Below are 15,348 nucleotides of genomic sequence, written 5' to 3'. Positions count from 1 at the left end.
CTCATAAGGTCGCGGCGATGAGTTGTCCAATCGCGTCGGGGGACTCCAAGTGCGGCAGGTGGCCGAGACCGTCGAACAGGTGAAGGGCAATGTGGCCCGGCGCGCCGAGCGCGTGGCGCCAGTCAATGATCGCATCGCGCTTGCCCCAGACGATCCGCGCGGGCATGGCGAGGCGGCCAATGGCAGGGCGCAGATCGAAGGCCTGCGTGCCGTCCGGAAACAGCACGTCGGCCATGGCCATTTGCGCGGCGCGCAGGTCCGGGTCCTTCCGCGACATCATCGCCGCGCGGACATAGCGGTCGGTGATGATTGTGTCGTCGGCGACCAGTTGCCGGAGCCACGGTCCAAGGCCTTCGGCGCGTGTCGCACGGCCGATCCCGTCGATCACCGCGCCGTTGATATCGGGGCCAAGGCCGGCCGGCGCAATCAGCGTCAGACCATCGACGCGGTTTCCGCGCGTGTCGGCGATGGCGAGCGCGACGGCGCCGCCAAGGCTGTGGCCGACAAGATGCGCGGCTTCGAGGCCGAGATCGTCGAAAGCCCGCCGGACATAGGACACGAGTTCTGGAAAGCCCGACAGGCGACGCTTCGGCGACTTGCCGTGGCAGGGCAGTTCGATGCGAATGAGTGGGCGTTGGCTCAAATGCGACTCGATGGGCGACCATGCGGCGGCCTCATTGGCAAAGCCGTGGATCAGGACGATTGGCGTGCCCGTGCCGCCCCTGGAGCGGATGACCGAGAGCGGTCCGGCCTCGTTGTTAAATGCGGGCGGCACCGGAGCCGCGTGCTGCCGATCGTCGAGCACGGCCACATCGGCGGCCTGGATGCGGCCGCGCGGGCCCGACCCGTTAAGCGTCGCCAGATCGATGCCGTTGTCGCGCGCCAGCTTTCGCGCCTTGGGAGTCGCGCGGGGCTTGTCGTTCTGCGCCGCCTCCGTGTTTGACGCGGCGGGCCGGCCTGTCGGCCTTTCCGTCTCGGGTACGCCGTCCGGCGCATTGGCTGAAACTTCAGGTTCAGGCGCTCGTTCGGCGGGTGGCTCACCAACCTCTTCGCCCTCGGCATAGAGCCAGCCCACCGGCGCGCCGATCGGCACCTCGGCGCCTTCGGGAACAAGGTGATGCAGCGTTCCGTTGGCCGGTGCCTCAACTTCCATCGCCGCCTTGTCGGTTTCGATGTCGAAGATCGGCTCGCCCTCGGCGACCCTCGCGCCCTCTTCGACATGCCAGGCGGCGATCTTGCCGGTCTCCATGTCCATGTCGACTTTGGGCATGATGATCTCGGTGGGCATCAGGTGCGGCCTTCGGCCAATCCGCGCGCCGCTTCGATGATATCGGGCACTTGCGGCACGACGGCCTTTTCCAGTTCGGGATTGTAGGGGATCGGGCTTTCGGCACCGCCAAGCCGGACAATCGGCGCATCGAGAAAGTCGAACGCATCGCTTTCGGCGACCATCGCACTGACCTCGGCGCCGATGCCGAGCGTCTTCACCGCTTCGTATACGCACAGAAGTTTGCCGGTCTTGCGCACCGATGCGAGCACGGTGTCCCCGTCCAGCGGACGGATGGTGCGCAAATCGATCACTTCGGCCTCGATGCCTTCGTCCTCAAGGGCCTTGGCCGCATCGAGCGCCTTGTGCACCATGATCGCCGTTGCGACGATGGTGACGTGGCCGCCCTCGCGGCGGACTGCCGCTTTGCCGATCGGCGTGGTGTAGCGGCCAGACGGGACCTGGCCTTTCATCTTGTAGAGCAGCTTGTGCTCGAAGATCATCACGGGATCGGGGTCGTCCAATGCGGCGAGCAGCAGTCCCTTGGCGTCTTCCGGCGTTGCCGGCTGGACGACCTTGAGGCCCGGCACATGGCCGAGCCACGCTTCAAGGCTCTGCGAATGCTGGGCCGCCGCGCCGGTGCCCGAGCCTGCCGGAAAGCGCATGACGAGGGGCACGGAGACGGCGCCGCCGAGCATGTAGCGCACCTTGGCGGCCTGGTTGACGATCTGCTCCATGGCCAGCGTGGCGAAATCGGAGAACTGGAACTCGAAGATCGGGCGCAGACCGGTCATCGCGGCGCCGACGGCGACGCCCGCGCCGCCCAATTCGGAGATCGGCGTGTCCATCACCCGGTCGGTGCCGTACTTGTCGACCAGATCGCCGGTCACCTGAAAGGCGCCGCCATAGACGCCGATATCCTCGCCCATCAGGATGACGCGCTCGTCTTCCGACAGCGCGATGTCCATCGCTTCGCGAATCGCCTGCGCGTAGGAAATCTCGCGCACTTCGATGCCCGCCTGCGCGTTCATGCCGCCACCTTGGGCGAATATACATCGCGGGTTGCGTCTTCGATCCGGGGGGCGGGGCTGTCCTTGGCGAACGCGATGGCCGCCTCGACGGCCTGCTCGACATCCTTTTCGATGGACGCGACCGCCGCATCGTCGGTGATGCCGTGTTCCTTGAGCATGGCCGCCATCCGGGCGATCGGATCGCGCTCCTGCCATTCGGCGATTTCCTCCTTGGTCCGGTAGCGGTTGCGGTCGGACTTGGAGTGGCCGCGCCAGCGGTAGGTCACGTTTTCGATGAGGCTCGGGCCATCGCCGTTGCGCGCGCGCGCCACGGCCGCATCGACGGCCTCGGTGACGGCCGAGAAGTCGTTGCCGTCGACCCGTTCGCCCGGCATGGAGTAGGCGGCCGCGCGATCGGCGATGGACTTCACCGCCGTCGAGCGTTCGGTCGATGTGGACATGCCATAGCGGTTGTTCTCGCACACGAAAACGACGGGCAGCTTCCAGATCGAGGCCATGTTGAGCGCCTCGTGGAAAGCGCCCTCATTGTTGGCGCCATCGCCGAAAAAGCAGACCGTGACCGCGCCGGTGCCAAGCCGCTTGGCCGACAGGGCCGCACCGACGGCGATCGGGATGCCGCCGGCGACGATGCCGTTGGCTCCCAGATTGCCCTTTTCGACATCGGCGATATGCATCGAGCCGCCGCGTCCGCGGCAATAGCCGGTCTCCTTGCCGAAGAACTCAGCGAACATCTTGCCCAGATCGGCGCCCTTGGCGACGCAGTGGCCGTGGCCTCTGTGGGTCGAGGTGATCTTGTCGTCGTCGGTCAGCGACATGCAGGCGCCGACGGCGGACGCTTCCTGTCCGATGCTCAAATGCATGGTGCCGTGGATCAGGCCGCGCGTGTAGCTGTCCTCGGCGCCTTCCTCGAAACGGCGGATCAGATACATCTTTCGCAATGCCTCGATCAGCTGATCGGGCGAATAGGCGCGGATCGCGTAGGGAACGTTGCGGTCGGTGGCGGTGCTGTCAGGCATCGGCCAGTTCCTTTCCGAAGACCATTGCGTCCTGGCGGGCACGCAGTTCGGCGATCTTCGATCCCTCGGGCAGGCGGCTGTTCTCGGTGGTGATCAGTTCGCCCTTGCGAATGGGGCGGGTGACCGTGGCGTCCGGCAGCACGCCGGCCGGCCGCGCCTTCAAGGTTCGGGCGCGGCCGGCTTCCAGCGCCCAGGCGCGATAGGTGTATTCGCCGAGCAGATCGAGCGTTTCGCCGGGCTCAAGATCGCGCTTGGCGACGGCAGCCACCTCGGCGACGGGCTTATCCAGCGGGATCATGTCGGCCTTGCCGTGCAGCATCGCGCGGGCGCAGGTCAGCGGCACTTCGAGCGAGGTCAGGTGATAGGGGCGGATGAACGCGAAATAGGGGCCTTCGCCCATCTTCAGGTCCGACATGCGCTCCCAGACGCGCGGATGCTCGGCTTCGCAGACGACGAAGACGCCCGGTGCAAGTCCCTGGCCGACCGAATAGTCGACCCGGCCAATGTCGGACAGGACACCGCCATCCTTTTTGGGGATCAGTGTCTTGGCGAGGTCCTTCGGCCCGGCGGCGGGGCCATGCATGCCGTCAATATCGGGGACCAGGCCCGTCGCGTTGGCGATCGCCGACATCTCCACCATGGTCTTGGAGCCGTCGATGAACTCGACAAGCATGCGCGGGTTCATGTGGCGCGCGGCAGCTTCGGCGGCATACTGGTCGGGAACCGCATCGAAGTTAAGCGGGTTGTTCTTGCCCTTTCCGGCGCAGACGATCCTGTGTCCCATCGCTGCGACGAACTCGATGATCTCCATGCAGGAGGAGGGCTCGTCGCCTGCGCCCAGGCTGTAGACCACGCCGAGCCGGTCGGCCTCGCGGCGCAGATAGGCGCCGATCGTGACATCGGCCTCCACATTCATCATGACGAGGTGTTTGCCGCGTTCCATCGCCGACAGTCCGATCTCGGCGCCGACAGCGGGAACTCCGGTCGCATCGACCACCACATCGATCAGCCCTGATTCGAGCATCGCGTCGGCGGAGGTGATCGCGGTCCTGCCCGATTCGATGGCGGCATTGATCGCGTCGGCATTGGCCGCATCGGCGCTGTGTCCGGGCGCCTGGTGCGCGATCTCGACCGCCCTGTGCGCAGCCGCCGGGTCGATGTCGGCGATCGCGGCGACATCGACGCCGTCCATCATGCCAGCACGGGTGACAATGTCCGTGCCCATTTCGCCCGAGCCGACAAGGCCGATGCGGACAGGTTTGCCCGATGCGGCGCGCTCGGCCAGGTCGCGGGCGAGACCGGTGAGCGCTATGTTGGATGTCATGAAACACCTATGAGTTGACCAGTCGCTAAAGCATTGTGAACTTACGTCCAAGTGTCAATGCAAATGTTCGTAAAGTCCAATCTGACATCAAGCCACCGCGTCGGCCACGCCGCTTCGGTGCGCCGATTGGGGAGAAATGAACGCTTGACAGAGAGTGTGACTTGCACAAAAGTCTGCACAAGAAGTCAAATGTTCAATCTGCTGTCATCGAGTTCGGGTGCGATGGCAGTCAGGCGATCTGGCACCCGAAGGGAGGAACCAACCATGAAATTCGCTGGAAACCTGTCACGGCGCTCGTTCTTGCAGACAAGCTCGGCCGCCGGTCTGGTCGCCGCCGGCGCGGGGACGGGCCTCGTGGGCCGTGCCTTCGCCAGTACGGACCTGCCGGACCCGCAGACCGTGCTCGACCAGATCTCGATCGAGCAGTATGTGCGCGAGGACTATCGCGACCTCTACAGCCTGACCAATGCCGACACGATGTGGGATCCGTCGACCGACTGGATTCGCACGGTGGACTGGGAGGCGGTGCGCAGCGAGCTGGCCGGCTCGACCGTGCGCTTTGCCATCGGCGCGGCGGACCAGGAATCGGCGGCGGAAGGCCTGGCGCCGTTCGAGGCCCTTTCCGGCATCAAGGTCGAACTGGTGCCGATCCCGGACGACAGCTTCTATGACAAGGCGCTGGCCGAATTCATCTCGGGCAACGCCTCGTTCGATGCGCTGCAGTTCTTCTCGCCCTGGATGGGCGACTTCGCGGCGCCCGGCTTCCTCGCGCCGCTCGACGAGTTCGCCGACAAATGGGGCCTGCCGCTGGACGACTTCTACGACACCTACCGGCTCAATTACGGCTTGTTCAACGGCAAGATGTACGGCATTCCGTTCGACTGCGACATCCAGATGGTCCATGTCCGCAAAGGTTACATGGAGCAGCTTCTGGGCGGCGAGGTTGACAAGGTCAATTCCATCCCGACCTATGACGAGCTCATCCGGGTTTCCAAGGAGCTCAACAATATCGAACCGGGCGTTTCCGGTGTCGGCCTGATGGCCGCGCCGGGCTTCTGGTCGACCTATACGTGGGAACACATCGCCGCGCAGGCCGGCATGATGCTGTTTGACGAGAACTGGGAGCCGATCTTCAACGGCGATGCCGGCATGAAGGGACTGGAGATCATTCTCGAACTGGCCAAGAACGCCAATGAAGGCCATGCCGGCGCCGGCTGGCCGGAGAACCGGGCCGCGTGGCTCGGCGGTCAGGTCGCCACCAACATCAGCTGGCAGGATTCGGGCACCCAGGCGATGCGGCCCGACCAGTCGCAAATCGTCGACGACTTCGTGACGATTTACGAGCCGCGCATCGAAGGCGGCCGTTTCGCGCCGCCCAACATTGCCGGCTCGACCTCATGCGTTGCGGCGTCCAGCCAGAACCCGGAAGGTGCGTTTCTGATGCTCGCCTTCCTGACGACCTCGTCGATCATGGCGATGAACGAGGCCAATGCGAACGGCGTGGCGCCGGGCTACAAATCGGTCCTGCGCAACGACAATCTGCAGAAGGTCTCGCAGCCGGCCAAGGTCTGGGGCGACAGCCTGGAGCATGCGTGGTGCTCGCCGCGTCTGCCCGGAGCGTTCCCGATCGAACAGGCGATCGGCAACGAGATCAACCGTGCCGTGGTCGGACAGATCACCGCCAAGGAAGCGCTCGACAACGCGGCCACCGCCGTACGCGAGATCATGACGCAAAACGGCTTCTACCAGGGCAACGATCCTGTCGATTACGCAGCCGCCGCGCCGGGTCTCTATGTCGGAGAGGGTCGCGATCTGCCATTCTGATCGGCAGGCACGATCAATCGACGGCACCTGGAGCTCTTGATGGGCACTCCCTCCCTGCCTGATGCCGGGGCGACTGCGGTCGCCCCGGCCATGGTAACACAAAGGCCAAGGCCAAGACGGCGCAACAAGCGGCTCAAGGCCTGGTTTCCCTATCTGCTGGTGGCGCCTGCCGTCATCTACCTGTTTCTGATCACGCTCTATCCGGGCGTCTATGCGATCATCCAGAGCTTCCACGCGGTCAAGTTCGGGCCGTGGCAGCCGGTCGGTTTCGCCAATTACGTCAAGCTTTTCAACGACCACCAGTTCTGGGGCGCGCTCTGGAACACGTTCGTCATCGGCTCGATATCGCTGACGCTGCAATGCCTGATCGCGTTGACGCTGGCGTTTTACGCCTATCGCGACCCGTGGGTGCAGGGCTGGCGCATCATCTTTCTGGTGCCGATGCTGTTCATGCCTTCCGCGGTCGCTTTCATCTTCAAGCTGGCCTTTCTCGATGCCCGCGTCGTCTCCGACCTTTTGATCCGCATCGGGCTGATCGACGGCAATCTGGCGATCCAGTCCTCAATCTGGATGAGCCGTGGCCTTCTGATCATCGCCGATGTCTGGCAATGGACGCCATTCCTGTTCATCATTTTCGTCGCCGCCCTTCAGGGGCAGGATGAAGAGGTGGAAGAGGCCGCGCGGCTCGACGGCGCGTCCTGGGCGGCCATCTTCTGGAACATCTCGCTGCCGCTGATGAAGCCGGTGATCGCCGTGGCGCTGATCCTGCGCGGTATCGACATCACGACCATGTTCACCAACGTCTTCATCATCACCAAGGGCGGGCCGGCCTTCGGTACCGAGACGATCAGCTATTTCATCTACCGGACCGGCTTCAAGTTCTTCAATTTCGGATACGCGTCGGCGGCGTCCGTCGTCATGCTGATCATTACCATCATCATCGCGCAGCTCGTCGTGAAGCGCGCCTTCGTGTCGGTGAGGACGTAGGCCATGGCTTCGCAACGCAGAAAACGCGGTGAGAACCTGTTCGTCCGCTACCTGATCCTGGGCGCATGGGCGCTGTTCTGCCTGATGCCGGTGCTCTGGTTCCTGTCGATCGGGCTCAGACCGCGCGTCGAGATCATCACGCCGCAGCCGATCTACTGGCCGACCTTCAGCCTCGATGCCTGGCACATGATCTGGGAGGACTGGCCGATGGCCAAGTATCTCCGCAACTCGATCCTGGCGATCTTCGGCTCGGTGCTGATCGATCTGGTGCTCGGAATTCCGGCGGCCTATTCGCTGGCCCGCTACGAGTATCGCGGCCGTGACGACATCGCCTTCTACATATTGTCGACCCGCATGATGGCGCCGGCGATCGTGGCGATCCCGATCTTCTTTTTGTTCCGCAATGCGGGCCTTCTGGACACAATCTGGGCGCTGATGCTGATCTATGCGGCGATCAACCTGTCGTTCGTGACATGGATCATCCGCTCCTACATGCTCGACATCCCCAAGGAATTGGAGGATGCGGCGCGCACGGATGGCGCGTCCGACATGCGCATCCTGTGGGAGATCATCATTCCGGCAATCCTGCCGGGCATCATCACGGCGTCAGTCATCGCGATGATCTTTGCGATCAACGAATTCCTGTTCACCCTGCTGATCGCCTCGACGCCGAACGCCTATACGATGTCGGTGGCGCTCGCCAATTTCACCGGCGGGTCGGACGGCGTCATCTACAACGCGATCGCGCTTGTTGCCTTCCTCGCCTTCGTGCCGGTTTTCCTCGTGGTCGTCGCGATCCAGAAGCATCTGAGCCGCGGGCTGACGATGGGCGCGGTCAAGGGCGGATGATGGCGACGAGTATCGGGTTTGAAACCCGCACAATGAAAGAAAGCTGAAACATGGCGCGTATCGAACTCAACGGCATCCAGAAGCGGTGGGGCGAAGCCTGGGGCGTGCGCGATGTCAATATCGACATTGCCGACGAGGAGTTCATCGTCTTTCTCGGTCCGTCGGGCTGCGGCAAGACGACGACCATGCGCATGATCGCGGGCCTTGAAGAGCCGACCGAGGGCGAGATCGTCATGGACGGCGAGACGATGAACGACATCGATCCGCGCGACCGCGATGTAGCGATGGTGTTCCAGGGCTATGCGCTTTATCCGAACATGACGATCTACGAGAACATCCGCTTTCCGCTCCGCATGCGCGGCGTGCCGCGCGCCGAACATGACGGACTGGTGCGGCGCGCCGCCGGGCTGGTCGAGATGACCGATTATCTCGACCGCAAGCCGGGCGCGCTGTCCGGCGGCCAGCGCCAGCGGGCAGCCCTGGCGCGGGCGATCGTGCGCGCGCCGCAAGTGTTCCTGATGGACGAGCCGCTGTCGAACCTCGACGCCAAGCTGCGCCAGGCGATGCGCGTGCAGATCAAGCACATCCAGCGCGAGTTGCGGATCACCACCGTCTATGTGACGCACGACCAGATCGAGGCGATGACGCTCGCCGACCGGATCGTGATCATGCAGTCGGGCCTGATCCAGCAGATCGGCACGCCGGACGAGATCTACAACGACCCGGCCAACACGTTCGTTGCCAACTTCATCGGCTCGCCGCCGATGAACCTGGTCGAGGGCGAGGTCGCCGATGGCGTGTTCACCGCGCCGGGCGTGAAGGTTCCCGGTCTTCCCGCAGGGGTCAGCGGCAAGGTGACGCTTGGCGTCCGGCCAGAGGATTGCCATGTCACCGACGAGGACATCGACCTGACCGGCGAGGTCTATGGCGTCGAACCCACCGGCGATCTGACCTATCTGACCCTGCAGGCTGGCGAAAAGCTGTTTGAAATCAAGGCCGATCGCACCTACCGTGCGCCGCTGGGCGCGACCGAAAATGTGCGGTTCGACGCCGACAGGATCTATCTGTTCGACGGTGAAAGCGGCGAACGCCTGCGCCGGGAGTGATCATGACGTTCGATTACACATCGATGGGCTTTTACACGTTCGACGCGCTGTGCCGGCCTGTGACGGACATTCCGCCCGGCGGCGGGACCTATTTCGTCGACGAGTTCACCATCGCGGTTTCCGGGGCCGCCGGTTCGGCGGCGATCGTTGCGGCCAAGCACGGGCTGTCGGTGCAGGCGGTGGGCGGCGTCGGCGAGGACCTGATGGGCGACTGGGTGCTGCGCAGGCTTGCCGACTTCGGCATCGACACGGCCAACATGCAGCGCTGCCCGGATCATACGACATCGTCGAGCGTCGTGACGACAAGGCCCGACGGCGCCCGTCCGGCGCTGCACAAGCGCGGGGCAACGGCGGGCTTTTTCGTCGGCGACGACCAGATCGACCGCGTCCTGGACACCGCGATCTTGCATGTCGGTGGCGTCGGGCTGATGGACAGGATGGACAAGGGGCGCACGGCGGACGTGCTGGCCGAAGCAAGAAAGCGCGGCTGCCGGACGACGCTCGATGTCTTCGCGTCGACGCCCGACGATCTGCCGCTGGTTCGCCCGCTGCTCGCGCACACCGATTTCTTCATGCCGTCGGAAGAGGAAGCGATGGCGCTGTCCGGGCTGACCGATTTCGAGGAGATCGCGCGGTTCCTGCTCGATCAGGGCACCGGCGCGGTGATCCTGACGCTTGGCGACAAGGGGGCGATGTATCGCGACCAGCAGGGAAACAAGATCGATCTGCCCGCGTTTTCGATCGACGTGGTGTGCACGTGCGGGTGTGGCGATTGCTTCAATGCGGGATTTGCCACCGGGCTGCATCTCGGCCTGCCGATGGAGGATTGCCTGCGCATGGGGCAGGCGGCTTCGGCGCAGAACGCGATGGGATTGGGCTCGCAGGCGGTCGTCACCTCGCTAGAGGCGACGCGGGCCTTCATGGAAACCACACCGACGCGGTGATAGGATGCCGGCCGTGCCGATGAAGAGGAACGGGACATGCGTGAACAGCCGCCCATACCCCGGCTGACAGCCCTGCAATTGCCGCTGCGCGATGCGCTGCGCGGCGTGGCGACGCTGGCCGAAGTGACCGAGGAACTGCTGGAGCCGGCGGCGGCGCTGCTGCCCGGCACGGTGCGCGACGGGTTCCGCTCGGCGGTGCATGCGATCGAGGGTGCCGGCAAGCGGCTGATGACCGCGCCGATCACGCTCGAGAGCGTGCGTGCTTCGTCCCGCGTCCTGTCGCAAGGGGCCGGTGATCGCGACGCGCTGGCGACGATGGCGGTCGTGATCGCCTATGCGTGGGAGCATTTGCGCGATGCCGGCCACGAGCATCATCTGATGATCAGTGAGACCATGCTGGGCAGCGATGCGGATCGCGCGGCGATCGATACCGGTCTCGTTTCCATCATGGTCTGGCTTCTGGCGATGCGGGCCGAGACCATGGAGGAGGAGGAAAAGCTGCTCGATCTTGCCTCGGCGCTGGTGACAGCCATGGGCGAGGAGACCCGCGCAGCGCTGGTTGACCGGGCGCTGCTGGCCGGGCACATGGAATCGCTCGCAGCGCATCTTTAGGGCCAACGGACATGACGCTTCCCGCCTCGACCGACAGCGAACAGCCGATCCGCAAATCGGCGCAGCGGCTGCGCTGGTTCGTCCAGGCATTCGAGGAACAGGCCGAACAGACATCGCGCGAGACGGGAACGCGCTACACCGTCGATCACGGGCGCCTTGCAGCCGTTTTCGCCCAGTGGCTCAAGGATTTTCAGGCACAGAAACCCGAACGCGACGAGGACAAGCCGGCCTATGTGGGTTTTGCGGCGGGTCTGATGTTGCGCACGCTGATCGAGATGAAGCCCGTGCTGCCGGGCGGGGCCGACACCACCAACCCGGCCTATTTCTGGCCGGAAGGCTATCTCTACGTGGTCTTCTGCCTCAATGTGCGCGGATTGGTGCTGGAAGGCGACTATCACGGCGAGCAGCACACGAGCGCCCTTTTGAACGAGACACGCACATGGTGGAGCTTCAAGGAGAATGTGGCCGACGATCCGTCGCTGGCGATGGCCTTTCTCGACCTTTTCGCCGGGGATGAGCCGCAATGGTCCGTCCCGCACCTGTTTCGGACGGGGCGCATTCGCGGCCTTGCCGACCGGTTCTACAAGCAAGAGACGCTGAAGGCCGTTGACTGATCGCCTGGCCCATATGCCGGTTCGCCCCTCCGCCATGCCCTTGGCCGAGGTGCTTGCGTCATGAGTTCGGTCGGCATCGTCATTGTCGCCGCGGGGCGCGGCCGCCGGCTGGGCGCCGAGATGCCCAAGCAGTATATCGAACTGGCCGGCGCCTGTTCGCTGAGGCGCGTCGCCGAGACGTTCCTTGGCCTGAAGCGGACGAGTTTCATCGTGCCGGTCATCCATCCCGGAGACGCGGAGCTTTGCGCTGCGGCGCTGGCGGGATTGGACGATGCGCGCCTGTTGCCGGCAGTCGATGGCGGTGAAACGCGCGCGCAGTCCGTCCGGCGTGGCCTTGAAGCGCTCGAAGCGCACAATCCGGACCTGGTGCTCATTCACGACGCGGCGCGGCCGTTCGTGCCAGTATCCGTGATCGAGGATGTGATTGCCGCCCTCGGCTTCAGCGACGGCGCACTGGCCGCCTTGCCGGTCGTCGATGCGCTCTGGAAGGAGGAGGGCGGCGGTGCGGGCGAACCGGTCGCGCGCACGGGTCTTTGGCGGGCTCAGACGCCGCAGGGGTTCGATTTCGCCAAGATCCTTGCCGCCCATCGAGCCCATGACGGCACGGGCGCCGACGATGTCGCCGTTGCGCGTGAGGCCGGCATCGCGGTTCGGCTGGTTCCGGGTTCGGAACAAAACTACAAGATCACGACCGCCGACGATCTCGACCGCGCGCTGGCCGATGTCCATGGGTTCGATGCGCACAGGGCCGATGCTTCGCCCGAAGACGATACCGTCATCATATTGCCCGGCGGGCGATCCCAAAGGGGTTGAAGCATGCGCGGCCGGACGGCTGCCTTCACAGGCGCATGCTCCAGGCGAGCAGCGCCGGCGTGACCACCAGTTCCATGGCCAAGGCGGCGACGTGAGGCGCATCCGGCCAGCCCGCGAGCAGCAGCGACAAGAGCCGCGCGGCGCCGCCGGCGATGACGATCACGGCAAGGAGGCGGAAGCGGTCGAGCCTGATCGCCGGACGCATGACCGTGCTCCAGAACCCAAGTCCGATGCCGAGCAGAAGCCCGGACAGGTAACGAATATGGCTGTCCAGATTGACCGCTTCGGCCGCCGCCTCAAGGCCCGGAAGCCCCGCGCCCAAAAGGGTGCCGGCAAGGCCCGCCGAAACCGGCACGAAAGCCAGCACGAAGACGGCGAGACGGAAAACGGTCCGCTCGCGGCCCGCAGCGCCGTCAGGCATCGGCATTGTCGGGCCGGAACGTCAGCGCCAGGCCGTTCAGGCAATGGCGCTTGCCGGTCGGCTCGGGACCGTCGTCGAAAATGTGGCCGAAATGGCCGCCGCAGCGCCGGCAATGGACCTCGGTGCGGGTCGCGAACAGGGAATTGTCCGGTTTCGTGCGGACGGCGTCCGGCAGTGCCTCGGTGAAGCTCGGCCAGCCGGTACCGCTGTCGAACTTGGCGTCCGATGCATAGACCGGCAGGTCGCATCCGGCGCAATGATAGGTGCCGGCGCGCTTTTCATCGTTGAGCGGGCTGGACCCGGGCTGTTCGGTGGCTTCCTGCCGCAGGACCGCGAATTGCGCCTCGGTGAGCATGGCGCGCCATTGCGCCTCCGTCCGGGTGATCTCGAAAGCGCCCGCGCGGGCGTTGCCGGTGATGTTCCGGCGGCCGGAATCGAGCAGCTGCCACGTGCCGTAGATCGTGCCGGCGGCGCCAAGAGCGGCCGCGCCGGACAGTAGGAAGATTCGACGGTTCATGTGTGCCTCCCGTTCGTGGTGGCGGGCGCCCGGACGGGCGCCCGCGCCGATGCGTTGTCTTACGATGCGGGCAGCAGCACCGTGTCGATGACGTGGATGACGCCGTTGGACTGGTCGACATCGGCGATCGTGACGGTGGCGACACGGCCCTGGCCGTCCTTGATCATGATGGCGTCGCCCTCGGTCATGACGGTGAACTCACAGCCGCCGACGGTCGTCACCGGGTGCATGCCGCCATCGTCCATCACCATCTGCGAGATGGCGTCCGACATGGCTTCGGCGCCCAGCACATGGCAGGTCAGGATCTTGGTGAGCTGATCCTTGTTTTCCGGCTGGAGCAGGCTTTCGACCGTGCCCTCGGGCAGCGCATCGAATGCCGCGTTGGTCGGCGCAAAGACCGTGAACGGGCCATCGCCCTGCAGCGTGTCGACGAGACCTGCGGCCTTGACGGCCGCAACCAGCGTCGTGTGGTCAGCGGAGTTGACCGCGTTCTCGATGATGTTCTTGTCATCGTACATGGCGGCACCGCCGACCATGGGGTTTTCGGCAAAGGCGGCGCCGGCGGCGACAGTGAGCGCAGTTGCGGCGGCGATGGCGGTGAGCGTGCGTTTGATGGGCATGGATGATCTCCTCGTTTTCCCGGCCCGTTGCGGGCGGGGTGACAGCAGTCACGAGGATGCCGGGGAGAAAGTTTCAGGGTCGGGCAAAAAAAATGCACCGCACGATCGGCCGGTCAGAGTGCGGTGATCTCGCCGGTCGCGAGCACCGCCCCGGTGGGCTGTCCTGTCGGCGAGCCGCCGCCCGGCTCGTCGCTGACGGCCAGGACCGCGCCATCGCCGATGCGGCCGGCCAGCGCTTCCGGCACGTCGACGAGGAAGGCGGCGCTCTGCGGCAGCACGCCGAGCGAAACGGGCGCCGCATCGCCGGCGATCAGCCAGAGTTCGAATGCCCGGTCCGGTTCGGGCGTGCCGGCGCGCCGGTTCAACCGCAAGGTGCGCGTCTCCGGCTCGTAAAGCGCCGCCAGTCGCACGTCGCTCTGGGCGCCCGAGACGGTGGCGATCAGGCGGGTTGCCGGATCGTCCGGCTGCAGCGTTTGCGCATAAAGGCCGGCAAAGACGATCATGCCGGCGAGCGAAGCGACGGCAAGCCCGCGCCAGACGCCGAGCCGCTGCCAGAAGGGAGCGGGGCCGGCAGCCGGTTCGAACAGCGCCGCCTCGATGTTGGCGAGAACGGCCGCCGGCGGCTCGACCGCTTCGATCTCGTCGGCCAGTGGGGCAAGACGGTTGCTCCAGTCGGCGACGGCCTTGCGAAGCACGGCGTCATCGCGCAACAGCTTCTCGAACGCGACGCGCTCGGCATGGGGCAGCGTACCCAGCACATATTCGGCGACGGTTGCATCGTCGGGACGGGCGGTTTCGTTGGCGCTCATCGCTCAAGGCACTCCTTGAGTCTGGCAAGGCTCCGGCGCAGCCAGGTCCGCATCGTGTTGAGCGGCACAGCGTGGCGGTCGGCCAGTTCCTGATAGGAATATCCCTCGACATAGGCGGCGCGCACCGCATCGGCGCGGCGCGCATCCAACTCGTCGAGACACAGATCGATCCGCCGGCCCTCGGAGGCTGCGATGGCGGTCGCTTCCGGACCCGGCGCATCGTCCGACAGGTCGGCGGCTTCATCGATGTCGACAGGGTCGGGTCGCCGGGCGCGCACCTTGTCGATGGCGGTGTTGCGCGCGATCGCGATCAGCCACGACAAGGGACTGTAGCCTCCGGCGCCGTAGCGGCCGGCTCCGTTCCAGATCTTGATGTAGGCTTCCTGCAGCGCATCCTCGGCATCCTGTCTGTCTTTCAAGACACGAAGGCAGACCCCGAACAGTTTCGCCGACGTCAGAGCGTAGAGGTGCGTCAGCGCCTTGCGGTCGCGCAGGGCGACGGCGGCGATCAGATTTTCGATATTCTCTCGGCTCAACGCCCTGGCCCTCTGTCGGCCCTCGATTGCTAGCGCAAGTTGCGCGCCAGATCGAGTG

17 protein-coding genes are annotated in these 15,348 nt (G+C 65.1%); 8 read left to right on the top strand and 9 right to left on the bottom strand.

Annotated elements, in window-relative coordinates; genetic code table 11:
* Position 1: 1 nt before the first annotated feature.
* The 4 genes from ACOQOU_RS02565 to ACOQOU_RS02550 are packed head-to-tail and all read right to left on the bottom strand — an operon-like array spanning position 2 to position 4,638.
* On the bottom strand, positions 2–1,288 hold the full coding sequence (locus ACOQOU_RS02565) for an acetoin dehydrogenase dihydrolipoyllysine-residue acetyltransferase subunit (RefSeq protein WP_306025892.1): 1,287 nt from the start codon (positions 1,286–1,288) through the stop codon (positions 2–4).
* Positions 1,288–2,298: an alpha-ketoacid dehydrogenase subunit beta gene (locus ACOQOU_RS02560; RefSeq protein WP_109767646.1), complete on the bottom strand. Its 1,011-nt coding sequence runs from the start codon at positions 2,296–2,298 to the stop codon at positions 1,288–1,290. Before ACOQOU_RS02560 ends, ACOQOU_RS02565 begins: the two co-directional genes overlap by 1 nt.
* A complete protein-coding gene (locus ACOQOU_RS02555; protein ID WP_109767645.1) occupies positions 2,295–3,314 on the bottom strand; it encodes a thiamine pyrophosphate-dependent dehydrogenase E1 component subunit alpha in 1,020 nt (339 codons plus the stop codon). The genes ACOQOU_RS02560 and ACOQOU_RS02555 overlap by 4 nt, the downstream gene beginning before the upstream one ends.
* Positions 3,307–4,638 carry an NAD(P)H-dependent oxidoreductase gene (locus ACOQOU_RS02550; protein WP_306025891.1) on the bottom strand — a complete coding sequence of 444 codons (1,332 nt, stop codon included), beginning with the start codon at positions 4,636–4,638 and terminating at the stop codon, positions 3,307–3,309. The genes ACOQOU_RS02555 and ACOQOU_RS02550 overlap by 8 nt, the downstream gene beginning before the upstream one ends.
* A gap of 264 nt (positions 4,639–4,902) precedes the next feature.
* On the opposite strand from ACOQOU_RS02550, the gene ACOQOU_RS02545 reads away from it, so the two are divergent.
* From ACOQOU_RS02545 to ispD, 8 genes are read left to right on the top strand one after another with little or no spacing between them, the layout of a single operon-like run.
* Complete coding sequence (locus tag ACOQOU_RS02545) at positions 4,903–6,462, top strand: ABC transporter substrate-binding protein (protein WP_306025890.1); 1,560 nt, start codon at positions 4,903–4,905, stop codon at positions 6,460–6,462.
* A 39-nt stretch (positions 6,463–6,501) separates the two neighbouring features.
* On the top strand, positions 6,502–7,449 hold the full coding sequence (locus tag ACOQOU_RS02540) for a carbohydrate ABC transporter permease (protein WP_306025889.1): 948 nt from the start codon (positions 6,502–6,504) through the stop codon (positions 7,447–7,449).
* 3 nt (positions 7,450–7,452) lie between these two features.
* Positions 7,453–8,298 (top strand): carbohydrate ABC transporter permease, encoded by an 846-nt coding sequence (locus ACOQOU_RS02535; RefSeq protein WP_109767641.1) that lies wholly within the window; start codon positions 7,453–7,455, stop codon positions 8,296–8,298.
* Between the two features lie 50 nt (positions 8,299–8,348).
* Complete coding sequence (locus ACOQOU_RS02530; RefSeq protein ID WP_306025888.1) at positions 8,349–9,404, top strand: ABC transporter ATP-binding protein; 1,056 nt, start codon at positions 8,349–8,351, stop codon at positions 9,402–9,404.
* Complete coding sequence (locus tag ACOQOU_RS02525; protein WP_306025887.1) at positions 9,401–10,348, top strand: carbohydrate kinase family protein; 948 nt, start codon at positions 9,401–9,403, stop codon at positions 10,346–10,348. Before ACOQOU_RS02530 ends, ACOQOU_RS02525 begins: the two co-directional genes overlap by 4 nt.
* Before the next feature lie 36 nt (positions 10,349–10,384).
* A complete protein-coding gene (locus ACOQOU_RS02520; RefSeq protein WP_420578832.1) occupies positions 10,385–10,960 on the top strand; it encodes a hypothetical protein in 576 nt (191 codons plus the stop codon).
* Between the two features lie 11 nt (positions 10,961–10,971).
* Positions 10,972–11,574 carry a hypothetical protein gene (locus ACOQOU_RS02515; RefSeq protein ID WP_420578831.1) on the top strand — a complete coding sequence of 201 codons (603 nt, stop codon included), beginning with the start codon at positions 10,972–10,974 and terminating at the stop codon, positions 11,572–11,574.
* A gap of 60 nt (positions 11,575–11,634) precedes the next feature.
* Positions 11,635–12,387, top strand: a complete 753-nt coding sequence (gene ispD, locus ACOQOU_RS02510) for a 2-C-methyl-D-erythritol 4-phosphate cytidylyltransferase (RefSeq protein ID WP_306025884.1) — start codon at positions 11,635–11,637, stop codon at positions 12,385–12,387.
* Between the two features lie 25 nt (positions 12,388–12,412).
* On the opposite strand, the gene ACOQOU_RS02505 is transcribed toward ispD, so the two are convergent.
* The 5 genes from ACOQOU_RS02505 to ACOQOU_RS02485 all read right to left on the bottom strand — a co-directional run bounded on the left by ACOQOU_RS02505 (position 12,413) and on the right by ACOQOU_RS02485 (position 15,290).
* Positions 12,413–12,808, bottom strand: coding sequence for a DUF4345 family protein (locus tag ACOQOU_RS02505; protein WP_306025883.1), 396 nt, complete (start codon positions 12,806–12,808; stop codon positions 12,413–12,415).
* Positions 12,801–13,325, bottom strand: a complete 525-nt coding sequence (gene msrB / locus ACOQOU_RS02500; RefSeq protein ID WP_306025882.1) for a peptide-methionine (R)-S-oxide reductase MsrB — start codon at positions 13,323–13,325, stop codon at positions 12,801–12,803. Before msrB ends, ACOQOU_RS02505 begins: the two co-directional genes overlap by 8 nt.
* Positions 13,326–13,384: 59 nt before the next feature.
* Positions 13,385–13,945: a fasciclin domain-containing protein gene (locus ACOQOU_RS02495; RefSeq protein ID WP_109767635.1), complete on the bottom strand. Its 561-nt coding sequence runs from the start codon at positions 13,943–13,945 to the stop codon at positions 13,385–13,387.
* A 113-nt stretch (positions 13,946–14,058) separates the two neighbouring features.
* Positions 14,059–14,754 carry an anti-sigma factor gene (locus tag ACOQOU_RS02490; protein WP_306025881.1) on the bottom strand — a complete coding sequence of 232 codons (696 nt, stop codon included), beginning with the start codon at positions 14,752–14,754 and terminating at the stop codon, positions 14,059–14,061.
* Entirely contained in the window at positions 14,751–15,290 is a 540-nt protein-coding gene (locus ACOQOU_RS02485) for a sigma-70 family RNA polymerase sigma factor (RefSeq protein WP_306025880.1), read from the bottom strand. The genes ACOQOU_RS02490 and ACOQOU_RS02485 overlap by 4 nt, the downstream gene beginning before the upstream one ends.
* Positions 15,291–15,348 lie beyond the last annotated feature (58 nt).

This window comes from Oceaniradius stylonematis (assembly GCF_965223445.1).
GTDB lineage: Bacteria > Pseudomonadota > Alphaproteobacteria > Rhizobiales > Rhizobiaceae > Roseitalea > Roseitalea stylonematis.
This window is presented reverse-complemented; position numbering and strand designations above follow the sequence as displayed.